Origin of the sequence: Halomonas chromatireducens, from assembly GCF_001545155.1 — a bacterium.
Classification (GTDB): domain Bacteria; phylum Pseudomonadota; class Gammaproteobacteria; order Pseudomonadales; family Halomonadaceae; genus Halomonas; species Halomonas chromatireducens.
Genome location: NZ_CP014226.1, coordinates 2,546,448 through 2,570,269, shown reverse-complemented (window position 1 = coordinate 2,570,269; position 23,822 = coordinate 2,546,448). Strand labels below are relative to the sequence as shown.

The window sequence follows — 23,822 nt, the reverse complement described above, 5'->3', positions numbered from 1 at the left end:
TCATGGAGCGATGGATTTTACAGCGAGACTGTAGCCCTAAAAGACGTTGCGATACGCGGAGAGCAATATGGATCAGAAAGTAGATAGCACCGGGGGCAAGTGCCCCGTTATGCACGGAGCTCGCACGAAGCAGGGGGACTCTGGCAAGTCGATCCATGACTGGTGGCCCAATCAGCTGAACCTGAACATTCTTCACCAGCACTCGTCGAAATCAAACCCATTGGGCGTGGATTTCAACTATGCCGATGCGTTCGAGCAGCTCGACCTCGCCGCGGTGAAGCAGGATCTCGAGGCCTTGATGACCGACTCCCAGGAGTGGTGGCCGGCCGACTACGGGCACTATGGCCCCTTCTTCATTCGCATGGCCTGGCACAGCGCCGGAACTTACCGCGTGGGGGACGGCCGTGGTGGCGCCGGTACCGGCTCCCAGCGCTTTGCCCCGATCAACAGCTGGCCGGACAACGGTAACCTGGACAAGGCGCGCCGGCTGCTGTGGCCGATCAAGCAGAAGTACGGCAACAAGCTCTCCTGGGCCGATCTCTATATCCTTACCGGCAATGTCGCCCTGGAATCCATGGGCTTCAAGACCTTTGGCTTTGCCGGTGGCCGCGAAGACATCTACCAGCCGGAAGAGGACATCTACTGGGGTGCCGAAGAGGAGTGGCTGGCTACCAGTGACAAGGCCAACAGCCGCTACAGCGGTGAGCGTGAACTCGAAAACCCGCTGGCCGCAGTGCAGATGGGCCTGATCTACGTGAACCCGGAAGGCCCGGACGGCAAGCCGGATCCGTTGGCGTCGGCCAGGGACATCCGCGATACCTTCGCGCGCATGGCCATGAACGACTACGAGACGGTGGCATTAACCGCCGGCGGCCATACCTTCGGCAAGGCGCACGGTGCCGGTGATCCCGCCAATGTGGGGGCCGAGCCGGAAGCCGCGCCGATCGAGGAGATGGGCTTCGGCTGGAAGAGCAGCTACAGGAGCGGCAAGGGCCACGATGCCATTACCAGTGGCCTGGAGGGAGCCTGGACGCCGACACCCACCAAGTGGGACATGAGCTATTTCGACGTGCTGTTCGGCTATGAGTGGGAGCTGACCAAGAGCCCGGCCGGTGCTCAGCAGTGGCAGCCGAAGGGCCTGGCCGAGAAGGACATGGCGCCAGATGCCGAAGACGCCTCCCGGCGCGTACCGATCATGATGTCCACCGCCGACATGGCGATGCGAGAGGATCCCGAATACCGCAAGATTTCCGAGCACTTCCACAAGAATCCGGCAGAGTTCGCCGATGCCTTTGCCCGCGCCTGGTTCAAGCTGACCCACCGCGACATGGGACCGAAGTCACGCTATCTCGGCCCGGAAGTGCCGGCGGAGGATCTGATCTGGCAGGACCCGGTGCCCGCCGTCGAGCATGAGCTGATCAATGCCCAGGACATCGCCGACCTGAAGGGCAAGATCCTCGGCTCCGGGCTCTCCGTTGCTGAGCTGGTGTATACCGCCTGGTCGTCGGCTTCCACTTTCCGCGGTTCTGATATGCGTGGTGGGGCCAACGGCGCGCGTATCCGCCTTGCACCGCAGAAGGATTGGGAGGCCAACCAACCCGAGCAGCTGGCCAAGGTATTGAAGACGCTGGAGCGCATAAAGGGCGACTTCGCTGCAAGCCAGTCCGACAAGCGGGTCTCGCTTGCCGACCTGATCGTGCTGGGTGGCTGTGCTGCCATCGAGAAAGCAGCAAAGGATGCCGGCCACACTATCGAAGTGCCGTTCTCGCCGGGGCGCACCGACGCCAGCGAAGAGCAGACCGACGTCGAGTCCTTCGAGTGGCTGCGTCCTGAAGCCGATGGCTTCCGCAACTATCGTCGCACTCGCTTCACCGTCTCCGACGAGGAGATGCTGGTCGACAAGGCGCAGCTGCTGGGGCTCAGCGCGCCGGAGATGAGCGTACTGGTCGGCGGCATGCGTGTGCTGGATGCCAACTACGGCAACGCACGTCACGGCGTGTTCACCGCCCGTCCGGGTATCCTGACCAATGACTTCTTCGTCAATGTGGTCGACATGAACACGCAGTGGCAGCCCACCTCGGTGGATGCCGACGTGTTCGAGGGGCGGGATCGCAGGAGCGGCGAGTTGACGTGGACCGCCACCCGGGTCGACCTGGTATTCGGCTCCAATTCCCAGCTTCGGGCCATTTCCGAGATCTACGCCCAGGACGACGCCAAGGATAAGTTCGTCAAGGACTTCGTCGCCGCCTGGGACAAGGTAATGAACGCAGACCGCTTTGATCTGACCTGATCGTGGACGAATGAGAGGTGACAGAGGCGCCCCGGCAACGGGGCGCTTTTGCGTCTATCGGGTGCCTGCCGCAGTAAGTCCAATCTCGATCAGGCTGTGCTGGGAGCGCCGGCTTACTGGTCCCTAAGTCGATTTGATGGCAGTCTAGGTAAACAGCCAGTAACAAGCTGCCGGTAGAGCAGCCCCTGGCACGGGATCGGGGATATGCATGCAGGGACAGTCCGACCGCAGCAATGGCGGCAATTTTACCTTCCTGGCCGGGCACGATCCGGTCTTCCTCGAGCTCGCCTCGAGTGCTGAACGCGCTTTCAGTCATGATCCCAATACCACCCTGATCAAGCTTCGCCAACTCGGTGAGGCCATGGCGCAGGACATCGCTGTTCGTCTTGGAATCGAGATGGAGGAGCGCGCGAGCCAGCGTGACCTGCTCTATCGAATCGATGGGGCTCTCGGACTCGACCCTACCGTTCGCGAGCTGTTCCACACCCTGCGTATCGAGGGTAACAAGGCGACTCACCAGTTTCGCACCCAGCACCGCGAGGCGATCCAGGGGCTCAAGGTCGCCCGCAGCCTGGCGGTATGGTTCCACCGCGCTTTTGCGGACCCCGATTTCAAGCCCGGCGCATTCACGCCGCCAGCAGATCCCAGCGCGCAGTTACGAGAGCTCCAGGCCGAAATGGAGCGCCTGCGCGGTGAGTTGATCAGTGCCACGGAACAGGCCGAGGCCCAGAGCAAGTTGGCCGAGCTTGAAGCTCGTGAGAAAAGGGAATACGCCGAGCTGGCCGATGCAATGGATCAGGAGGCTCGAGCTCTGGCCGAGCAGTCGCGGGCCCAGCAGGCCGAACTCGAGAGCCGCGAGCAGGAGTTTCAGCGGCGCCTGGCTGATCAGGCACGTGAGGGAGCCGAGAGCGAGCCGCCCAAGTCGATGCGACGTCGTATTGGTCAGGCCGACCGGGCGCTCAACGCCCAACTTGGTCTTGATGAGGAACTCACTCGCCTACTGATCGACCAGCAGCTTCGGGAGGCTGGTTGGGAGGCAGACACTCAAGAGCTTTCCTGGAAAAAGGGAGTGCGTCCCGAAGCGAATCGTTACCTGGCCGTTGCCGAGTGGGAATTACCGAATGGGCAGCGCGCCGATTACGTACTGTTCAACGGCCTTGTCCCCATCGGCGTGGTGGAGGCCAAGCGGCAGAACGTCGATGTGGCGGGCAAGCTTGGTCAAGCCGAGCGCTATTCGCGTGGTTTCACGGGGGCTTTCACGCCGAAGGGTAGGTTTGAGCCGGCTTGGGAGAGGGAAGGGCGCACCATTGCATGGCCCGATGAGGGGGACGGCCACTTTTACGTGCCCTTTGTCTTTTCCTGCAACGGTCGGCCTTACTTGCCGCAGCTCGCCGAGAAATCCGGCATCTGGTTTCGTGACGTGCGTGAGCCCGGCAACTTGGCGCGGGCGCTGCCGCACTTTCACAGTCCCGAGGGCCTGCTTGACCGTCTTAAGCGAAGTCGCGCCCAGGCAGAGCAGCGTTTGCGCGAAGAGGGCTTCGGCTACCTACGCCTGCGTGATTACCAGGAACGTGCCATCCACGCGGTGGAAGGGGCTTTGCAGGAGGGTGCGCAGCGAGCCCTGCTGGCCATGGCCACCGGGACTGGGAAGACTCGCACCATTATCGGGCTGATTTATCGTTTTCTGAAGACCGAGCGCTTTCGCCGAGTGCTTTTCCTGGTGGATCGCAATGCTCTGGGCAAGCAGGCGCAGGACGCCTTCGACGAGGCGCCGCTGGAGCAGAACCACACACTCTCACAGATCTACAACGTTGCCACGCTTGGTGATATGGCCGCCGAGGCCGAGACTCGTGTCCAAGTGGCTACCGTGCAGGCCATGTCACGCCGACTCTTCATGGCCGATGATCCGCCTCCAGTGGACACTTACGACTGCATCATTGTTGACGAGGCTCACCGCGGCTATACCCTGGATCAGGAGATGACCGAGGGCGAGCTGGCCACCCGCGACGCCGGACAGTACCTCTCGCGATACAGACAAGTCCTGGAGCACTTCGATGCCGTGCGTATCGGGCTCACCGCGACCCCGGCGAAGCATACCAGTGAGATATTTGGACGCCCGGTATTCACCTACTCCTATCGGGAGGCGGTGGCGGACGACTGGCTGATCGACCACGAGCCACCCATCCGCTACGAGACGCTGCTCAGTCGCCACGGCATCCACTTTGCCAAGGGCGAAGCGGTAAGCGTCATCGACGCTCGCACCGGCGAGGTGGAAAGTGCCGAACTCGAGGACGAGCTCGATTTCGAGGTAGAAACCTTCAACCGTCGTGTGATCACCCCAGGCTTCAACAAAGTCATCTGCGCGCAGCTAGCCGAGGAGCTCGACCCCTTCGGCGAAGAGAAATCGCTGATCTTCTGCGCTACTGACCTGCATGCCGACATGGTCAAGCGACTGCTGGACGAAGCGTTTCACGCCAAGTACGGAGACGCCTACAAGCAGGCGGCGGTGGCCAAGATCACCGGCAAGGCCGACAAGGTGGATGAGCTGATTCGCCGCTACAAGAACGATAAGTACCCGAACATTGCCATTACCGTGGATCTGCTCACGACCGGAATAGACGTGCCCCCCATTTGTCATCTGGTGTTCCTGCGCCGGGTGAGGTCGCGCATCCTCTACGAGCAGATGATTGGCCGCGCCACGCGCCGCTGCGACGAGATCGGCAAGACCGTGTTTTTCATCTACGACCCAGTGGATATCTACGCCGCGCTTTCAGCCGTCAACACCATGCAGCCGCTGGTAAAGGATCCCGGTATCACACTGGAGCAGCTTTACGACGAGCTCACCGAGCCTAAGCAGCTGGAGCGTGCCTTGGATGTGCCCGGTGAGCGGGAAGGGCACAGCCACGCCGATGATCTGCTCGATCAGTTCAGCCAGAAGCTGATGCGGGTGATGCGCAAGGCCGGCAAGCGTGCCGAGAGCCGTGATGACGTGCGCCAGCTCTTGGGGCAGCTCGAAGAGAGCTGGGGCGTGGCGCCGCAGAAGCTCCATCGGCACCTGCATGAGCTCGGCCCGGGGCCTGCTGCCGACTTCCTGCGCCAGCATGCCGGGCTGCTGGCCCAGGTGGTCGAAGTGAAGAATCTGATCGGCAGCGAGCGCATGCCCTTGGTCTACGAGGGCAAGGATGAACTGCTCGAGCGAAGCCAGAGCTACGGCGTACACGAGAAGCCAGCCGACTATCTGGAGAGCTTTGATGATTTCATCAAGAACCAGTTGAATGAATCCGTGGCGCTGAGTGTCGTGGTCAACCGCCCCCGCGACCTGACTCGCGAAACCCTCAAGGAGGTGCGCCTGCTGCTGGACGGTGCCGGCTATAGTGAAGCCGCCCTCGAAAGCGCATGGCGCAATGCGACCAACCAGGAGATCGCCGCCAGCATCGTTGGCCACATTCGCCGTGCCGCCCTGGGCGAGGCGTTGATTCCCTTCGAGCAGCGGGTGCGCGAGGCCATGCAGCGCATCTATGCCTTGCACTTCTGGACCCCCAGCCAGCGCAAGTGGCTCGACCGCCTGGCCAGACAGCTCACTCATGAGGTGGTGCTCGACCGGACCTTCATCAACCAGCGTTTTTCCGATCATGGCGGCCTGAAGCAGCTCGACGCCGTGCTGGGCCACCACCTCGATGAAGTGCTCGATGCTCTCAACGACGCCCTCTGGGAAGCGAGCTGACGTGTTCGTGGCGTCGACATGTTGCCGTGACATGTTTACGAAATGCGTTTTTTTCGACATGTTCCCGGAACGTGTCGATGGCGTCGACATATCGGCAGGCAAGGAGAGTGCGAAAGTAAAATAGCGCAGGGCCTTATTTTATTTTCAGCTACAAATTAAAATAAGCCGCATCCTTATTTTAATCGAACCCCAGGTGAATCCATGGATCGCGGGCTGACAGGCCACTATGTAGACAGCATTGCTGGTGGGGTGCGCTGCCAGGCGTTCCTGCCCGATCCGCTTCCACCCCAGCCGCCCCTGACGCTGGATGGCAAGCTACAGCAGCGCATCAACCTTGCCATGCTCTCCCTTGGGCGCCTCGATGCCATCAGCACCCTGTTGCCTGAAGCCTCGCTGTTCCTCTACAGCTATGTGCGCAAGGAAGCGGTCATGTCATCGCAGATCGAGGGCACCCAGTCCTCTCTCAGCGACCTGATGCTCTACGAGATGGAGGGCATGCCGGGCGTGCCCATGGATGATGTCCAGGAAGTCTCCTGCTACGTGAATGCGCTGACGCTCGGGGTGCAGCGCATCCGTGAGGGATTTCCCATCAGCCATCGACTGGTCATGGAGATGCATACCGCACTCATGACCTCGGGGCGCGGTATACACCGGGGGCCGGGCGTGTTCCGTAGCAACCAGGTGTGGCTGGGGGGGCATCGGCCCGATGAGGCAGTTTTCGTTCCGCCGCCGCCTCAACATCTCGCTGAATGCTGGGCGGCGCTCGAGCGCTTCATCAACGACATTCCGGAGGCGACAGACCCGCTGATAAAGGCCGCCCTGACCCATGTGCAGTTCGAGACCATCCACCCCTTCATGGATGGCAACGGGCGCCTGGGGCGCCTGCTGATTCCGTTGATCCTGGTAGAGTCAGGCATTCTCAAGGAGCCGCTGCTTTATCTCTCGGTTTTCTTCAAGCAGCATCGGCAGACCTACTACGAGCGGCTACAACAGGTACGGGTAACCGGCGACTGGGAGGCCTGGCTGCTTTTCTTCGTGGATGCCGTTGCTCATACGGCCACTCAGGCAGTGGTCACTGCCCAGCAGCTCAACCAACTGCGTGAACAGGACAAGGCCCGCCTGGCAGGGCTTGGTCGCCAGGCGGGCTCGGCAGGCCTCTTGCTGGATGCGTTATTCCAGCAGCCCATCGCCAACATCAGTCATCTATGTCGGCGTACCCGCCTGACACCCGCGACGGTCGGCAAGCTGCTCACCGCCTTGGAAAAGGAGTTCGGGATCGTCAACGAGCTTACGGGGCAGAAGCGTAATCGAATCTACGCCTACCGTTCCTATATCGACATTCTCAATCAGGACCCCTCATGACTCAGAACGACATCGTCCAGAAGCTGTGGAACCTCTGCGACGTACTGCGTGACGACGGCATCAACTACTCCGACTACGTCACTGAGCTGGTGCTGCTGCTGTTCATCAAGATGGAGTATGAGAACACCCAGGCCGGACTGCTCAACGCCCATGCGCTGCCGAAGTGGGCGCGCTGGCCGGAGCTCACGGAGCGCTCAGGGCTGGAACTGCTCAACTACTACAGGCAGATGCTGCTCGATCTCTCGAAGAGTGAAGACCGACTGATCGCTGCCATTTACACAGACGCTCAGACCCGCATGCGCGAGCCGCGCCACCTGGAGCAGTTGATCCGCGACCTGGACGGCATCGACTGGTTCAGCGCCCAGCGGGATGGCCTGGGAGACCTCTACGAAGGGCTGCTGGAAAAGAATGCCAACGAGACCAAGTCCGGCGCCGGCCAGTACTTCACGCCTCGCGCCCTGATCAATGCCATGGTGTGCTGCATTCGCCCCAGGCCCGGTGAGGTGATCCAGGACCCCGCCGCGGGAACGGCGGGCTTTCTGATCGCCGCCGATGCCTATATCAAGCAGCAGACCGACGAGCACTTTGATCTCGACGCCAAGGCCCAGGCCTTCCAGAAGCTCAAGGCCTTCGTCGGCATCGAGCTGGTGCCCGGCACCCGCCGCCTGGCGTTGATGAACTGCCTGCTGCACGGCATGGAGGGAGACGATGAGGGCGTGGTGCATCTGGGCAACGCCCTGGGCGAGGCCGGCAAGGCACTGCCCCGAGCCGACGTGATACTGGCCAATCCCCCCTTCGGCACCGCCAAGGGCGGTGAGGCAAGCATCACCCGAGACGATCTTACCTTCCGCACCAGCAACAAGCAGCTCGCCTTCCTGCAGCATATCTACCGCGGGCTCAAGCCGGGCGGCCGCGGCGCCGTGGTACTGCCCGACAACGTACTGTTCGAGGCCGGTGTGGGCACCGAGATTCGCCGCGACCTGATGGAGAAGTGTCACCTTCACACACTGCTGCGCCTACCTACCGGTATCTTCTACGCCCAGGGCGTGAAAACCAACGTGCTCTTCTTTACCCGCGGCACCGTAGAGAACCCGCACCAAGACGAAGGCTGCACCGACAGCCTCTGGGTCTACGACCTGCGCACCAACATGCCGAGCTTCGGCAAGCGCACTCCCTTCACCGAGGCGCACCTCAAGCCCTTCGAGCAGTGCTACAACCCCGTGAGCAGCGACGAACTGGCCGAGCAGCTTGCCGCCCGGGAGGAGGGCGACTGGAGCTTCGGTGCCGAGCAGATCGAAACCGACCGTGCCGCTGCTGCCGATGACGCCAATGCAGGAGTAGACGACAAGCTGCAGACCTCCCGCTGGCGCCGCTTCAGCCGCGAGTGGATCCGCGACACCAAGGGCGATTCGCTGGATATCACCTGGCTCAAGGACGCCGACAGTCTTGCCGCCGAGAACCTGCCCGAACCCGACGTGCTCGCCGCCGAGGCCATGAGCGAGCTGACCGAAGCCCTACGCGAACTCGACGGCCTGATGGCCGCCCTCGGCAGCCAGGACGAAGCCGCCGCCCAGAAGAAAATGCTGGCTGAAGCGCTGGGGCTTGCGGATGCTGCCGGTAGCGACGAGGTGAAGGCATGAGCGAGCGGGTATTGCCGAAGGGGTGGGTAGAAACCACGCTTGGTCAGATTGTGGAATATGGCAAGGCGGAAAAGGCGACCCGTGAGCAGGTTGATAATGATACCTGGGTGCTTGAACTTGAGGATATAGAGAAGTCTTCCTCGAAAATTATACGGCGCTTGAGTTTCAGCCAGCGTCAGTTCAAGAGCACCAAGAACCGCTTCAGGAAAGGTGATGTGCTCTACGGTAAGCTGCGTCCCTATCTTGACAAGGTCGTGATGGCTGAGCGGGATGGAGTTTGTACCACCGAAATTGTTCCGCTTGATGCACGCCCGCATCTGGATAACCGTTATCTCTTCTACTGGTTGAAGTCGTCTAATTTCTTATCGTATGTCAATGAAGTGGGCTACGGTGTCAATATGCCTCGCCTTGGCACCAAAGATGGTAAAACCGCTCCACTTGTATTGGCGCCGAGGGAGGAGCAGAAAGCAATCGCCGATAAGCTGGATGAGTTGCTGGCTCAGGTCAATAACCTTAAAGCCAGACTGGATGGCATTCCCGTCATCCTCAAGCGTTTTCGGCAGTCCGTGCTGGTGGCGGCGGTAAGTGGGAGGCTGACAAGTGACTGGCGATCCGCTATGCCTCATGTAAAGAGGCAGTCGCTTGATGAAATTTACTCTTATTGGGAAGAAAAATTATGCTCTGAGGGGAGGCGGTTCAAAAGGCCAAAGCTTTCACCTCCTGGTGAAGGTGGTGGTACGCTGCCCGATTGTTGGGTAAAGACACAGCTTGGATATGTTTTCTCTGTTTATGTCGGTGCAACACCTAGCCGATCGGAGCCTGGCTTTTGGAATGGTAATATTCCTTGGGTTAGTAGCGCAGAGGTGGCTTTTTGTCGAATTTGTGATACCAAGGAGAATATTACCCAGGAAGGCCTTCGTTCAGCTTCCACAGAGCTGCATCCTAAAGGGACTGTTATGTTGGCTATGATAGGTCAAGGGAAAACTCGAGGGCAGCCCGCAATTCTAAATATTGAAGCATGCCATAATCAGAACACAGCTGCACTTGAGGTCCCTGAGGGTTTTTGTGTGTCCGAGTTTTTGTATTATTACCTATGTGAGAAGTACGAAGAAACTAGAATGGTTGGTGGTGGTAACAACCAAATGGCGCTAAATAAGAAGAAGGTGCAGGAACTACCTTTTCCCCTGCCCCCGCTTGAGGAGCAAGCCGAAATCGTCCGCCGCGTCGACCAACTCTTCGCCTTCGCCGACCAGGTCGAACAGCAGGTCAAGAACGCCCAGGCCCGCGTCGACAAATTGACCCAGTCCATCCTCGCCAAGGCCTTCCGTGGCGAGCTGACCGCCGAGTGGCGCGCAGAGAACCCCGAGTTGATAAGCGGCGAGAACTCCGCAGAGGCGTTGCTTGAACGGATCAAGGTGGAGAAGGCCAAGCAGAATCCGGCGAGCAAGTCGCGCAAGAAGAAAACAGCGGAAACGGCAGGCTAAATGCCATCTCCGGAAAAACTGTCGCATTGAGGGGGAGGGAGGTCATGATGAAACGTTCTATCGCAGCGGCCTTGTGCCTGGGAGCTGTCTCGATGGCTCAGGCAGACGAACTCTACACCGGGCGCTATGGCAGTTGCATGGCGGAATCGGGCGGGGTCACCATCAATATGATGAACTGCATCAGCGAGGAAATCAGGACGCAGGACGCTCGCCTGAATGGTGCCTATCAGAAGCTGCGTAGCGAAATTGCGGAAGAGCGCCGTCAGGAGCTTCTCGCAGCCCAGCGTCTGTGGATTCAGTATCGGGATGCCAACTGCCAGTTCTATGCTACCGCTGGCGGGACACTGGCGATGGTCGCCTCGAATGAGTGTGTGTTGCGCGAGACCGCAGAGCGAGCACAAGAGCTCGAAAATCTCCGGGGTTGGTGAGGGAAAACCATGTTGAATCGATCAGCTCTATTACTTCGCCACAAGGCCCCAGCCGTGCAGTGGATCAACGATGCCGATCCCTCGCCGGGTGGCAGCCCAGTCACTGCGGAAGAGGTCAACCGCGACCGCATCGTCTACCTGGTGAGCGATGAGGTCTCCGAATCGCCCGAGGAGGTAAGGCGATGGCTCAAGGCCAATTGGCGCAACCTGTTCGAGTCGGAGCTGGAGGCATGGTACGCCGATCCTTCGCTTTGGCCGAAGCGCACCCTGAAACGCTTCGATGAGTGGTTCGAGGTGGAGTGCCACAGCGTGATGATCGATACGCTGGCTGGGCCCATCTTGGACGATGAAGCACTCTGAGGTCGTCTCGCGGGTCAGTAGTGATAGCGCAGCTGTGCAATCAACAGCGCATCCTCCGTGACCTTGTAAACGATACGGTGCTCGTCGTTGATTCTGCGAGACCAGTAGCCTGCCAGGCCGTGTTTCAACGGTTCCGGCTTGCCGATGCCCTCGAAGGGGGTGCGCTGGATCTCCTTGATGAGCTGATTGATTCTGCGGAGCACCTTCTTGTCGGTCTTCTGCCAGTAGAGATACTCCTCCCAGGCGTGCTCGGAGAATGTCAGCTTCATTCCTCGATGAGCTCCCGCTCCTGACCCTTGTCATCTTCCAGTTGGGCGATGGATTCGAGCAGGCGGCGGGCGTTCTTTGGCGAGCGCAGCAGGTAAGCGGTTTCCTGAAGGGCTTCGTAGTCCTCCAGCGACATCATCACCACGGAGTCGGCTCTGCTGCGAGTGATGATCACCGGCGCATGGTCCTCGCAGACCTGTTGCATGGTCTTGGCCAGATGGGTGCGGGCGGCGGTGTAGCTGATGGCTTCCACTCGCTTTCTCCTGTACATGAATCGGTACGTACAGGATATTGTACCTGTTAGGGGTGGCGCAATGCCATTCTGCCTGCCGTCCAGTTCAGACCTTTCCAGCAATTCAGTTCCAGGCGCCAGATCTTGCCTGCCACCCTCGGCTGTCATGGCGGCGTGCCGATCATCCGCTCCAGCTCACGGTTGAAGGCCTCCGGCCTGGCCATGTGCAGGAAGTGGTCGGTATCTTCCATGATAACGGCATCGAACTCGGGCAGGAGCTGCCGGTTGGCTTCGACGTCGGTCGGCCACATGTCGGCATTGATGGCGACTACCGGTACCGTCAGCTCCGCGAAGTGCTGCGCCGCTTCCCCGTCGATGTGGCGTGTTCCCATGTCCTGGAATGCACTGAGGGCCACTTCTGGTACAGCGGCTGTCATGTCATGCACGACCCAGTCGCGCAGCTCGGGATCGGTGCTCTCGAGAAACATTGATGCCACGAAATGGCGAGCGGCGCCGGTAAAATCTTGTTGCATGGGCGATAGCATGTCCTCGAGATCGGACTGGGTCATTTGCGGTGCGACATGATGGAAAGTGTCGACGCCAACGATCCCGATCACGCGCTCCGGCATCAGGCGTGCCGCTTCCACGCTGACCGGCCCGCCCATGGAGTGTCCGATAAGGATCGCCTGCTCCACTTCCAGGTCATCCAGCACCGCCTTCACGTCCTCGCCGAAGGCCGGCATGGTGTAGGACTCACGCCCCAGGCCAGAATGACCGTGCCCTGCGAGGTCGATCGTTACGACGCGATGCGTCTGAGAGAAGTACGGCAGCTGCCCGCGCCAGTACCGCCCGTCGCAGCTCCAGCCATGAATGAAGACGAGCGTCGGTTCGCCGCGTCCCTGCACCTCGTAGGCAATCGGTACGCCGTCTGCCGAATCGACCATCCGCGGCCAGTTGACTTCGTCTGCCAGCGCCGGACTGGCAAGCGCCAACAGCAGCACCAGGCCCAGGTAACGCACGCCGTGCAATGTAAATCCCCTCATGACGCCTCCCGTAGGTTTTACTTGACTCATCCAGCATAGCCGAGCCAGCCGCGTCGTTTCGCGAAACTTGCGATCTGCTACCCCCCTGATCGAAAACAGGCCGCCGATCATGGATCGGCGGCCTGGGATGTGGCGTCATCGTGGCCCCCGGCGGGGGCAAAGGCTTACTTGGCCTTGGGAGTGGCTTCCTTGACGGCCTTGGTGGCGGTCTCGGAAGTCTCTTTGGCGCTTTCCTTGGCCTGCTCGATGCTGCTTTCGGTCAACTTCTGGCTTTCCTGAGCGAATTCCTGCTGCAGGGTCACTACCTTCTCGGCATCGCCCTTCAGGCGCTCAGTCAGGTCCTGGACCACCTGCTGCTGGCCTTCCAGATAGCTCTTCAGGCCTTCGGCGTCCTTGACCTCTGTCAGGCTGCGCAGCTGCGTCAGGTTGATGTCGGCATAGGCTTTGGTGGCCTCAAGCTGGGTATTGATCAGCTTTTCGGTGAAGTCGACGGAGAGGGCGGCGAAGGCGCGCGCCGGAGCGAAGAAAATGGACTCAAGCTGGGCGGTGTCGAATTGCTTGGCGTCGAATGCGAATGCGTTGGTCATGATGAGAACCTCCGGGGTTCTGAATGCGATGGAACGGGAGATTTCCGTTCTGCTGCATTGCACAATAACAGGAATTTTTGTGCAGTGCAACATAGCCCGGGAATGACGCCCCACTGAATCGTCCGAGGATGGCGCCCCACCCTGGTCCAGCTCATGGGACGAATTCCACAACCAACGACGAAGAAGCCGAAAAATATAGCCGATTACCATGCAAGGCGTTTGCTGCTGACCCCTCATCGCGCTGGTTTCAAGGTATGGTGGTGGCAGCACGAAGACGCACCGAGCCGGCCTTGGCAGGTGTTGTTCTGTTTTCTTTGATATAGGAGAAGCCCATGCAAGATATAAGACGTCTTGAGGTTGGCATGACCACGAAGATTGGTACTGATCAGGTGAAGGAGCCTGAGGTGGGCAGGGAATATGTCCGGGGGCTCGATTCCAATAGCTGGCTCCTGTTTACCGAAGATCCGGCTGAGGATCGCCCAGTTGTTGTTCGCATTGATAGCATCGATGGTGATGTGTGCCACTGCACGGTCACAAGAAAGCTAAGTTGATTGCGATTGCCCTGGTGAACTTGAAAAATGTCTATCGGGATAAGGAGTTGGAGGAAGTGAGTCGGCTGCCGGGTCAACTCCCGGCGCGCTGAGCTATTCTCTTCAAGCACTCACCAGTCTTGCCCGGCTGGCGCCGTTCCCCAGCGGTTCCACCTTGATCTGCACCGGTATGCGTTCATGCATCTCCTGGATATGCGAGATCACGCCGACGCGTCGTCCCTGGGCCTGCAGGCCGTCGAGGGCGTCCATGGCCAGTGCCAGCGACTGCGGGTCGAGGCTGCCGAAGCCTTCGTCGATGAACAGCGACTCGATCACCAGGTTGCCCGAGGCCATCGACGCCAGACCCAGGGCCAGTGCCAGGGAGACGAGGAAGGTTTCGCCGCCGGAGAGGGAGTGCGCGGAGCGCTGCTCGTCGCCCATGTCATGATCGATGACCAGCATTCCCAGCGGGCTGCCGCCCCGGGCCATGCGATAGCGTGGGGCGAGGTTGGCCAGGTGGGCGTTGGCGTGGTCGAGCAGCAGTTCCAGGTTGTAGGCCTGGGCGATGCGGCGGAAGGCCTTGCCGTCGGCGGAACCGATCAGTTCGCTGATGCGCCCCCAGCGGTGATGCTCGGTGCGCGCCGCTTCCAGTTCGGCCTGGCCGGCCTGTTGGCGTGCCCGGCGGCGCTCGTCGTCGCGCAGGGCGTGAACCGCGTCGTCCCGCCTTCGTTGGGCCTCCTGCAGTCCGGGCTCAAGGGCTTCCCGTTCAGCGGCCAGGTCGTCATGGCGCCTGGCGATCCTCGCTTCGCACGCTTCGCCCAGTAGCTCATCGTCGTTTTCGTCATCGGCCAGCCCCTGGGCACGGCGGTGGCGAAGCAGGGCGGAGCGGCGTTCGGCCAGGGTGGCGGCGGCGCGCTGGCTGGCCTCGTCCGCCGCCTGCAGCCGGGCTTCGTCGCGTTCGGCTTCCTCCTGAGGCTGGGCCAGCAGGCGGGCGAGGGTGGCATCGTCCAGCTCGGGGTGCGCCTGGCGCCACTCGCTGAGTGAGCGGACGAGCTGGTCGCTCTCTTGCTGCAAGGTGCCGAGCTGCTGCTCTTGGTGGTCGAGTCGCTGAGACAGGCGTTGCAGCTCTCGTTCAGCAGCATGTTGGCGGCTTAAGGCGGCATCCAGGGCCTGACGGGCCTGGGTCTCGGTGTGGTCGAGTCGTTGCTGCCAGGCCTCCGGCGTGGCGTAGTCGCCGAGCAGGGTGCGCAGGGCGGCGGCGGTCTCGTCATGCTGGCGCTGCAGGGCGGGGCGGCGTGCGTCCAGCTCGGCCAGCCGTGCCTCGGCGTTGGTCTTCTCGGTCGTCAGGCGCGTCAGCGCCAGCTCACCCTGGCGCAGCGACTCCTCCAGCGGTGCCAGTTCGGCCTCGGCGCGGTGGAGCCGTTCTAGGGTGGCCTGGTGGGTATTGCGCTCGTTGCTGCTGCTCTGGCGCTGCCGGCTCAGCCAGGCGTCACGCTCGTCCGCCGCCACGGGGGTCAGTTCCTCCGTCAACGGGTGGGCATCGAGTGCCTGGCGAGCCGCCTGCAGACGCGCCTGGCCTGCCGGCTGCTCGTTCTGGTGCTGCTGCAGGGTATCCCGCACCACCTTGTACTGCGCTTGCAGCTCCTGATGGGCATTCAGTGCCTGCTCGCACTTCTGCCGGGCGTCATCGAGCTCGTGCTCCTCTGCCGCCTGTTGGGCGGCGAGCTGGGCCGCCTCGGGGGTGGCCGGGGGATGCTGGCGCCAGGGATGGTCGCGCCCGCCGCATACCGAACAGGGCTCGCCTTCCTGCAGGCCTTCGCGGAGCATCACCACACTGTCGCTCCGGGCGGCCCGGGCCCGTTCGATAAAGGCGCTCAAGTTGTCGTGGCGTGACTTTCGCTCTTCCAGGCGCTGGCGGGCGGCCTGCCCCTCCCGGGTCAGCGCCTCCAGGCGTTCATGGGCTTCGGCGAGACGCGTTTCGCGCTGCCGATGAGCGCGCTCGGCCTCGTGATACTCGCGCCAGACGCCCTGCAGTTCGCCCAGGGCCAGCTGGCGGCTGGCGGCACTGTCGTGGGCCTGCTGAATGGCCTGGCGGGCGGCAGGCTGGTAGGTGTGACTCCCCATCAATTCGGCCGGGGTGGCCTGCCACTGGCGCTGCTGCTCGAGCCGCTGCTGCTGCCTTTCGTGCTCCTGGCGATGCTGCTCGCGGTACCGAGCAGCCTGCTCCCGAGCACGCTCGCATTCGGCAGTCAGCTCAGCCAGTTCGCGCCGCCGCTGGTTCAGGGCGTGGTGCTGTTCACGAGCCTGGTTCAGGTCGGGTTCGGCCTTGCGGCGCGCTTCGTTGGCCGCCTCCAGGGCCAGGGCGGCCTGGCGGTGGATGCCGCTAGCGTCCTGCGCCTCCTGCTGGGCCCGAGCCAGCGCCTGGCGGGTGGTGTGGCGGGCATGCTCTGCCTCGGCGATCAGCCCGGGCAGGCGGGCCTGACGGGAGAGGTCCTGGCGGCGGGGAGCCATCAGGCGGCGCCAGTGGCGGTCGGCACGCTGCTCAGCCAGCGCTTGCCAATGGGTGTCGGCTACCTGCTGCTGGTCCAATCCCTCGACATGGGCCGCCTTGAGGTGGGCGTCGTCGCTGTGCCAGCGCTGCTGTGCCTTGAGCGACTCCGCCTGCCTTTGCAGGTGAGTGAGGGCTTGCTGGGTGGTCTCGGAGTCGCGTTCCAGCTCGGCTCTTACGTCAGGGGCCGCGGGCAGATCGTCGTTCAGCCTGGCCAGCAGGGCATCGACGACGCCCTTCGCCTCCTTGGCACGACGATAGGCGGCCATGGAGATGGCGGAGTATTCGGTGGTGCCGGTCAGTCGCTCCAGCAGGTCGCTGCGGTCGTTGTCGTCGGCCTTGAGGAAGGCGGAAAACTCGCTCTGGGCCAGCAGCACGGCACGGGTGAACTGCTCGAAGCTGAGCCCCAGCACCTCGGGCAGGAGGCGGTCGAACTCCCGCTTCTGGGCGGTGAGAAGACGCCCGTCCTCAAGGTTAGTGAGTGATTGCTCGGCGGCCTGCAGGCGGCCTTCGGCCTTGTCGCGTGCCCGCCGCACCGCCCAGCGTGCCCGGTAGCGATGCCCGTCGCGGCCGAGGAAATCGACCTCGGCGTGGCCGCCAGCCGCACCGCGGCGCAGCAATGTCCGCGGATCGAAGCTGGTCACGTCGCTGTCGCCGACGTCTGGCAGGCGCGCCTGATCCTGGCGTGCCCCGCGCAGCCGCGGGGTGTTGCCGTAGAGCCCCAGGCAGAGGGCGTCGAGCAGGGTGCTCTTGCCGGCGCCGGTGGGGCCGGTGATGGCGAAGAGGCCGGCGTCGGCCAGCGGCGGCTGGGTAAAATCCAGCTCGTGGTTGCCGGCCAGGGAGGCGAGGTTCTCGAGGCGAATGGCAAGGATCTTCATGGATTGCCTTCCTCACTGGGTGACGCTTGATGCAGCACCTCCTGGCACAGGGCGTCGAAGTCGCGGAGGGTCTCGGCGTCCGGCATCGCGCCGTAACTCTCCTGCCAGGCACGTTCGAACAGGGCGCGGGGGCCCAGGCTCTCCAGCGTTACCCGTGGATCATGGCCGGCGCCGGTGGCGGTGGGAAAGCGGGTGTGAATGCGCAGCAAGCGCACCGGGCAGTCGGCCAGCGCCGTCTCGATACGGTGGCGCAGGTCGGGGCGGGGGGCGTCGAGCTCGACACGCACCTCGAGCCAGGGCCAGCGTTCGCGGGGAAGGGTGCCCCCGGCCGAGGCTTCCTGCTCCGGCGTCGCTTCCTGGGCCTCGCGTGGCAGGGCCTCCAGCTCGGTCAATACCTGGTCCAGTGGAGCGGGGCCGACACGCAGGAGTTCCACCGCCCGGGGAATGGCAATCGACTCGCTGCCGACCAGGGCCTCGCCCTCGAGGGTGACTTCCACCACCTGGTGTGGATAGTTCGCCTCGCTGAAATCCATCGGCAGGGGGCTGCCGCTGTAGCGGATGCGCGGCTCGCCGACCTGCTGCGGACGGTGCAGGTGGCCCAGTGCCACGTAGGCGATGTCGTTGGGAAACAGCGCCGCCGAGATCGACTCCTCGCCGCCGATCACGATGGGCCGCTCGCTGTGCTCGGAGACCTGGGCGCCGCGCAGGTGGGCGTGGCTCATGGCCACCAGTGCCTGCCCGGGCCGGCGCTGCCGGCGGGCGGCGTCGATCAGCTCCCGATGGACGCGCTGGATACCGGCGATGTAGCCGCCTTCGTCTTCGCCGTCGGTCGCGCTCTCGCGCCGGTTGCCGGTGACCTCGGCGGGGCGCAGGAAGGGCAGCGCCAGGCACCAGGCGCGGGTCTCGTCAGCGGCGTCGGTCAGTGGCACCAGCAGGCGCTCGGCCTCGAGGCTGCCGTCGTCGCACCAGCTCACCCGGCCGAGGGCATGGGCATTGAGGCGGCGCATCAGTGGGCCGGGCAGTTCGATGCGGCTGCCGCTGTCGTGGTTGCCGGCGATCATCACGATGTCGAGCCGTGGCAGGCGACGATGCGCCTCGACGATGAAGCCGTAGAGCTGCTCCTGTGCGCGCAGGGAGGGGTTGACCACGTCGAACACATCGCCGGCGATCAGCAGGGCGTCGGGCTGTCGCGCTTCCAGGGTCTGGAGCAGCCAGTCGAGGAAGGCACCATGCTCGACATGGCGCTCCTGGCCGTGGAAGGTCTGGCCCAGGTGCCAGTCGGCGGTGTGGATCAGTTTCATCGAGCCTCTTCCCTGCTATGGTGACCAGCGACATGGAAGCGATAGTCTACGCGAGACACAAGGACGAATCAGGAGGCTCGAGCATGCCCGTCGCAGCGCTGCATGACTGGAACCTGACCCCGGAGGAGGCCATAGCGCTGCAGAAGCGCCTGGCTGGCAGCATCGAACGGCAGGATCGGATCGACCCCGTGCGACATATCGCCGGGGTGGATATCGGCTTCGAAGAGGGTGGGGAGATGACCCGCGCCGCGGTGGTGGTGCTGAGCTGGCCGACCCTTGCGCCATTGGAGCAGGTGGTCCACCGCGAGCCGACCCGCATGCCCTATGTGCCCGGCCTGCTGTCGTTCCGTGAGATCCCGGCGGCGCTGGCGGCCTTCGCCCTGCTCACCACCCGGCCCGAACTGGTCATGGTCGATGGCCAGGGCATCGCCCATCCGCGCCGCCTGGGGGTGGCCTCGCACCTGGGGCTGTGGCTCGACCTGCCGACCATCGGCGTGGCCAAATCACGGCTCTGCGGCAGCTACGGCGAGGTGCCCGAGGCGAAGGGGGAGTGGACGCCGCTGCGTCATCGTGGCGAGACCATCGGCGGGGTGCTGCGCTCCCGGCTGGCAGTGAAACCGCTCTATATTTCGCTCGGCCATCGTATATCGCTTGAGACCTCGCTCGATTGGGTGGTGCGCTGCCTGGGACGCACCAAGCTGCCCGAACCGACGCGGCTGGCCGACCGGTTGGCCTCGCGGCGTGATGAGAAAAGTCGCTGATGGCCGCCTTGGGCTTTGCATTCCTTGCCGCCGCGTTCGAACATGGGGTTCCGTCACCTGCCGAGCCCTGCCATGCCTGCTTCGATTAGCCCTGCCCTTGCCGCGACCCGCACCTGGGTCGAGAGCTTCGTGGTCGCCCACGACGTATGCCCCTTCGCCGGTCGGGAGCTTGCTCGCGACACCATTCGCTATACGGAAGTGGAGGTCAGCGAGTGGGAGCCGGCCCTGCTGACGCTGATCGAGGAGTGCCATCGCCTCGACGAAACTCCTGCGATCGAGACCACCCTGCTGGTGCTGCGCCATGGCCTGGGGGATTTTGACGACTACCTCGATTTCCTGGCCGTCGCCGAGGCGCTGATGGCCGAGCAGGGCTATGAGGGTATCTACCAGTTGGCCAGCTTCCATCCCGACTACTGCTTCGAGGATGCCGAACCGGACGACCCCGCCAACTACACCAATCGCTCCCCCTGGCCGATGTTGCATCTGCTGCGGGAGGCGAGCCTGGAACAGGTCCTGACGCACTATGCCGACCCCGAGGCCATTCCCGAGCGCAACATCGATGTGATGCGTCGCCTGGGCGCAGGGCACCTGGCCGCCAACCTGGCCAAGCTGCGGGACAAGAACGCTTACTGAGCGGTAACCACCCGCCTAGACGATATCCAGCGGCACCTTGCCTCTCGGCGCCGGAAAGGCATCGTCGAGCCTTGCCACGGTTTCGTCATCGAGCTCAATCGTCAGCGCGGCGGCATTCTCTTCGACATGTGACGGCTGCACCGCCTTGGGAATGGCGATGACGTCGCGACGTCCCTCGAACGGGCGGATGACCCAGGCCAGCAGCAGTTGGGCGGGGGTGATGCCCAGCCCGTCGGCAAGTTCACGAACCACAGGGTGCTCGAACAGGTCGTGGCGCAGTTGGCCGGCCTGTGCCAGCGGGCAATACGCCATCAGCGGCAGGTCATGACGGCTTGCCCAAGGCCGCAGCGCTGTCTCGATGCCCCGGGAGCCGAGATGGTAGAGCACCTGATTCATCGCGCAGTCACCGCCGCCTGGCAGGGCATAAAGCGCATCGAGTTCATCGACGTCGAGGTTGGAGACGCCGAAGCGACGAATCTTGCCCTGCTCGCGCAGTCGCTCGAAGGCCTCCAGGGTCTCCTCCAGGGGTATGCTGCCCGGCCAGTGCAGCAGGTAGAGGTCGAGGTGGTCGGTGCCCAGGCGGGAAAGGCTGCGTTCGCAGGCCTCGATGGCGCTTTGGCGACCGGCATTCCAGGGGTAGACCTTGGAGACCAGGAAGGCCCGGTCGCGACGGCCGGCCAAAGCCTCGCCGACGACCTCCTCGGCACCTCCGTCGGCGTACATCTCGGCGGTATCGATCACGGTCATGCCAAGCTCCAGGCCTTGCTGCAGGGCGCGGACCTCGTCGCGGCGCGGGGCCTGCCCTTCGCCCATGTACCAGGTGCCCTGACCGATGGCTGGGAGCGAGAAGATGGGGGCGTTTGATGTGGCGGGAGGCGGGATACGCGGAGTGCGGGAGTGTTTCATGGCGATCAGGCGCTCTTGCGAAAGCGTCTATTGGAAATAATTTCCATATAATTGCGTAAAAGGGATGGCGAAGACAAGCCCATGCGCTATGGTGAGGGATGGGTGGCGGCAAGATCTGCCGTTCTCGCCATTCCTTTTTGACCAGTTCCCATCATCGCAAGGAGTCGACATGAGCATGAAGAAATCCGCTAGCGCTGTCTGGCAGGGTAGTCTGAAAGAGGGGCGCGGTCAGGTTTCGACCGAGAGCGGTGCGCTCAAGGAGGTGGCCTACAATTTCGGCCAGCGCTTCGAGGGCAAGCCGGGGTCCAACCCGGAGGAGCTGGTCGGTGCGGCCCATGCCAGCTGCTACTCCATGGCGCTGTCGATGATCATGGGGGAAGCAGGCCTCGAACCCGAGAAGATCGAGACCGAGGCAACGGTCACGCTGAGCCAGGATGACGGCGGTTTCAGCATCAGCGCCGTGCATCTCAAGACACGGGTGCGTAGCCCGGGCGCCGACCAGGCCGCCTTCCAGGATGCCGCGGACAAGGCCAAGGCGGGCTGTCCGGTCTCCAAGCTGCTGAATGCCGAGATCACGCTGGATGCCACGCTGGAAAATTGATACCTCCCTGACAATGATGCCTGCCAGCGGCCACCTTCGGGTGGCCGCTGTCGTTCGGCTTCCTGGTTACGCATAAGGCTCAGCAGACGCCTTGGCGGAGACGGCAAGGTTGTTGGGTATCGCCAGCGCTGGCAACACCGCCGGGAGGCCTTCGGCCTCCAGTCGTGAGCTAAAGCTTCCTCCAACAACGGGGTAGCACCGTTGGTGGAAAGGGACGCTGTTGGAGCGCTGCTTCGCATCGCGACTGGCGCCGGTAGGCGCCTTGGCGGAGGCCGCCACGTTGGCAGCGATCGCCAACGTTGGCAGCGATCGCCAACGTTGGGCAACACCGCCGGGAGGCTTGCGCCTCCAGTCGTGAGCTGAAGCTTCCTCCAACAACGGGGTAGCACTGTTGGTGGAGAAAACCGCTGTTGGAGCGCTGCTTCGCATCGCGACTGGCGCCGACAGGCGGCCGCTGTCGTTCGGCCTTCACTCAGAGGACATGCCGTGACGGGCCGCTTCGACCAGGGCGTGGATGAGCCGCTGCTGGGGGCGATTGAAGATCAGCCACTCCGGATGCCATTGCACACCGATCAGGAACTCGTGCTCCCGGGATTCGATGCCCTGGACCAGGCCGTCCCGGTCGCGGGCCACGATCTCGATGCCCGGCCCTGTCTGCTGAACGGCCTGATGGTGCAGGCTGTTGATGCGGCACCAGTTGACCTTGAGAATGCGGTGCAGCTGGCTGTCGGCGACGATATCCACCGTCTTGCGTGGCAGCACGGTACGGCGCCGCTTCAGTCCCTCATGGGTGGTGTAGATGTCCGGGTCTAGGGTGCCACCCAGGTGGACATTGAGCAGTTGAGCGCCACGGCAGATCCCCAATACCGGCTTCCCCAGGGGGACGAAGCGTTCGATGAGCTCCAGCTCCAGCTCGTCTCGCTGCGGGTCAACCCGGACATCGAGCTGGACCTCGCCGCCGTAGAGGTGGGCCTGGATATCGTCGCCACCACCGATGACGAGACCGTCGAGGTGATCGGGCTGCGGGCGCGAGGGGGAGAGTCGCATTGGGCGTCCGCCGTGACGCCATACGGCGAACCAGTCGAACCACCAGGCGATACGGCTCTTGTAATCAGAGGTCGTGATTCCGATGAGAGGGCGGGTCATGAGGGGGTACGGGCCTCCCGGATCCAGTCGCGCAGCTTTCCGACCCAGCGAGTCAGGCGCGGCAGAGTGTGATAGCTGATGTAGTCGGCGGAACGTTTGGTGAGCGCTTCGTCATCGGCAGCGAGTCGCTCGACCTCCACCCAGCGGTTCCATTCCACCACGGCACCCCAGCCTAGCTGTGAAAGCTGAGCATTGGGCAGGCGGTAGTGGAAGGTGGGGCGCGCCTTGACCAGTGTGTCGTGGAACAGTTCGTGCGGGTAATCCGGCCGGAGAAAGGCAAACAGGGGGTAGAGGTCCAACTCCCGATTGCGGGTCGGGTTGAACGCGATGTAGTCGGCGATCAGGCCATCGAGATCCGGTGCATAGTCCGGAGCCAGCACCTTGAGGGCGTAGGGTTTGGGAAAGGGATTGGCGTGAGGCAGCACCTCGCGGGTGATGTCGATATCGATCTCCTGTCGCAGCCACTCCGCCATGAGCAGATAGGCTCGCAGCTGTTTGAGAATGTAAGCGACATCCAGGCTGGCGACTTCGGGGTTGAGATGCAGGCCAAAGCCGTAGAGCAGGCTGGCGTCGGTGCCCTTGGCGCCATGGCTGTAGAGCGCCATAAACAGGGCGTCCAGCTCGGTGAGTTCGTCCCAGGGCACGGGGGGACAGACCACTTCAGTTGGCACCAGACCGGTTACCACGTCACCGATCAGTTGACGCGTTCGGTTATGCAACTCCACCCGCATCTGACGTCGCTGGCGCTCCCACTCGCTCTCCTTGCGCGGCACCTCTTGGAGCAGCTTGGCATCGGGATGCGCATACTGTGTGTCGAGCTCGATGACGAAGGTGCCCCAGCGTGTCTCCTCCACCTTGAATCGATGGGGGCTCACCACGCTGATCTCGCCACCGAAGAGGCTATGCACCAGCTCGGCGGTACCCAAGGGGGGCAGGCCGGCAAATTCGATTTCGACACCCACTCTACGAGGTCTACCCTGGTAGCTCAGTGGCGTGGGTGGTGATTGAGGCAACATGGAGGCATCCTGTGCGAGTCGTGCTGTCTTCGCCGCCAGCCTAGCATAGTGCTGAGCAGGCTCGGAGGAATCGATAATTGCTGGC

At 62.8% G+C, this 23,822-nt stretch carries 20 protein-coding genes; 11 read left to right on the top strand and 9 right to left on the bottom strand.

Annotation, left to right across the window (positions count from 1 at the left end; genetic code table 11):
* Window positions 1-67 precede the first annotated feature (67 nt).
* The 7 genes from katG to LOKO_RS11900 all read left to right on the top strand — a co-directional run bounded on the left by katG (window position 68) and on the right by LOKO_RS11900 (window position 11,288).
* Window positions 68-2,290 carry a catalase/peroxidase HPI gene (katG, locus tag LOKO_RS11930; protein WP_201025318.1) on the top strand — a complete coding sequence of 741 codons (2,223 nt, stop codon included), beginning with the start codon at window positions 68-70 and terminating at the stop codon, window positions 2,288-2,290.
* Window positions 2,291-2,498: 208 nt separating this feature from the next.
* Window positions 2,499-6,014, top strand: coding sequence for a type I restriction-modification system endonuclease (gene hsdR / locus LOKO_RS11925; protein ID WP_066449451.1), 3,516 nt, complete (start codon window positions 2,499-2,501; stop codon window positions 6,012-6,014).
* A 201-nt stretch (window positions 6,015-6,215) separates the two neighbouring features.
* Window positions 6,216-7,376 (top strand): Fic family protein, encoded by a 1,161-nt coding sequence (locus LOKO_RS11920; protein ID WP_066449449.1) that lies wholly within the window; start codon window positions 6,216-6,218, stop codon window positions 7,374-7,376.
* Window positions 7,373-9,016, top strand: coding sequence for a class I SAM-dependent DNA methyltransferase (locus LOKO_RS11915; protein WP_066449447.1), 1,644 nt, complete (start codon window positions 7,373-7,375; stop codon window positions 9,014-9,016). The genes LOKO_RS11920 and LOKO_RS11915 overlap by 4 nt, the downstream gene beginning before the upstream one ends.
* A complete protein-coding gene (locus LOKO_RS11910; RefSeq protein WP_066449443.1) occupies window positions 9,013-10,500 on the top strand; it encodes a restriction endonuclease subunit S in 1,488 nt (495 codons plus the stop codon). Before LOKO_RS11915 ends, LOKO_RS11910 begins: the two co-directional genes overlap by 4 nt.
* A 44-nt stretch (window positions 10,501-10,544) precedes the next feature.
* On the top strand, window positions 10,545-10,928 hold the full coding sequence (locus tag LOKO_RS11905) for a lysozyme inhibitor LprI family protein (protein ID WP_201025317.1): 384 nt from the start codon (window positions 10,545-10,547) through the stop codon (window positions 10,926-10,928).
* Window positions 10,929-10,937: 9 nt separating this feature from the next.
* Complete coding sequence (locus LOKO_RS11900; RefSeq protein ID WP_066449439.1) at window positions 10,938-11,288, top strand: hypothetical protein; 351 nt, start codon at window positions 10,938-10,940, stop codon at window positions 11,286-11,288.
* A gap of 14 nt (window positions 11,289-11,302) precedes the next feature.
* On the opposite strand, the gene LOKO_RS11895 is transcribed toward LOKO_RS11900, so the two are convergent.
* The 4 genes from LOKO_RS11895 to LOKO_RS11880 form a co-directional block, all read right to left on the bottom strand.
* Window positions 11,303-11,557, bottom strand: a complete 255-nt coding sequence (locus LOKO_RS11895; protein WP_066449437.1) for a Txe/YoeB family addiction module toxin — start codon at window positions 11,555-11,557, stop codon at window positions 11,303-11,305.
* Complete coding sequence (locus tag LOKO_RS11890; RefSeq protein ID WP_066449434.1) at window positions 11,554-11,808, bottom strand: type II toxin-antitoxin system Phd/YefM family antitoxin; 255 nt, start codon at window positions 11,806-11,808, stop codon at window positions 11,554-11,556. Before LOKO_RS11890 ends, LOKO_RS11895 begins: the two co-directional genes overlap by 4 nt.
* 143 nt (window positions 11,809-11,951) lie before the next feature.
* Window positions 11,952-12,830: an alpha/beta fold hydrolase gene (locus tag LOKO_RS11885; RefSeq protein ID WP_158509943.1), complete on the bottom strand. Its 879-nt coding sequence runs from the start codon at window positions 12,828-12,830 to the stop codon at window positions 11,952-11,954.
* 164 nt (window positions 12,831-12,994) lie between these two features.
* Entirely contained in the window at window positions 12,995-13,627 is a 633-nt protein-coding gene (locus tag LOKO_RS11880; protein ID WP_335339185.1) for a phasin family protein, read from the bottom strand.
* A 122-nt stretch (window positions 13,628-13,749) separates the two neighbouring features.
* On the opposite strand from LOKO_RS11880, the gene LOKO_RS11875 reads away from it, so the two are divergent.
* Window positions 13,750-13,968, top strand: coding sequence for a hypothetical protein (locus LOKO_RS11875; protein WP_027962492.1), 219 nt, complete (start codon window positions 13,750-13,752; stop codon window positions 13,966-13,968).
* Between the two features lie 102 nt (window positions 13,969-14,070).
* Here the strand turns inward: LOKO_RS11875 and LOKO_RS11870 are convergent, their stop codons facing one another.
* Together LOKO_RS11870 and LOKO_RS11865 are read right to left on the bottom strand one after the other, a co-directional pair.
* Window positions 14,071-17,373 carry an AAA family ATPase gene (locus tag LOKO_RS11870; protein ID WP_066449426.1) on the bottom strand — a complete coding sequence of 1,101 codons (3,303 nt, stop codon included), beginning with the start codon at window positions 17,371-17,373 and terminating at the stop codon, window positions 14,071-14,073.
* A complete protein-coding gene (locus tag LOKO_RS11865) occupies window positions 17,370-18,674 on the bottom strand; it encodes an exonuclease SbcCD subunit D (protein WP_066449424.1) in 1,305 nt (434 codons plus the stop codon). Before LOKO_RS11865 ends, LOKO_RS11870 begins: the two co-directional genes overlap by 4 nt.
* 83 nt (window positions 18,675-18,757) lie before the next feature.
* Between LOKO_RS11865 and nfi the strand changes: the two genes are divergently transcribed.
* Window positions 18,758-19,435 carry a deoxyribonuclease V gene (gene nfi, locus LOKO_RS11860; RefSeq protein ID WP_066449421.1) on the top strand — a complete coding sequence of 226 codons (678 nt, stop codon included), beginning with the start codon at window positions 18,758-18,760 and terminating at the stop codon, window positions 19,433-19,435.
* Window positions 19,436-19,507: 72 nt separating this feature from the next.
* A complete protein-coding gene (locus LOKO_RS11855) occupies window positions 19,508-20,068 on the top strand; it encodes a DUF1415 domain-containing protein (protein WP_066449418.1) in 561 nt (186 codons plus the stop codon).
* 15 nt (window positions 20,069-20,083) lie between these two features.
* Here the strand turns inward: LOKO_RS11855 and LOKO_RS11850 are convergent, their stop codons facing one another.
* The gene (locus LOKO_RS11850; RefSeq protein WP_066449413.1) at window positions 20,084-20,974 is read right to left on the bottom strand and encodes an aldo/keto reductase; all 891 of its coding nucleotides are present in this window, start codon (window positions 20,972-20,974) and stop codon (window positions 20,084-20,086) included.
* Window positions 20,975-21,143: 169 nt separating this feature from the next.
* Between LOKO_RS11850 and LOKO_RS11845 the strand changes: the two genes are divergently transcribed.
* On the top strand, window positions 21,144-21,575 hold the full coding sequence (locus tag LOKO_RS11845; protein WP_144439651.1) for an OsmC family protein: 432 nt from the start codon (window positions 21,144-21,146) through the stop codon (window positions 21,573-21,575).
* A gap of 468 nt (window positions 21,576-22,043) precedes the next feature.
* Here LOKO_RS11845 and LOKO_RS11840 read toward each other — a convergent pair whose 3' ends face one another.
* Window positions 22,044-22,721, bottom strand: a complete 678-nt coding sequence (locus LOKO_RS11840; RefSeq protein ID WP_066449408.1) for a gamma-glutamyl-gamma-aminobutyrate hydrolase family protein — start codon at window positions 22,719-22,721, stop codon at window positions 22,044-22,046.
* Entirely contained in the window at window positions 22,718-23,737 is a 1,020-nt protein-coding gene (locus LOKO_RS11835; RefSeq protein ID WP_066449407.1) for an amidoligase family protein, read from the bottom strand. Before LOKO_RS11835 ends, LOKO_RS11840 begins: the two co-directional genes overlap by 4 nt.
* Window positions 23,738-23,822 lie beyond the last annotated feature (85 nt).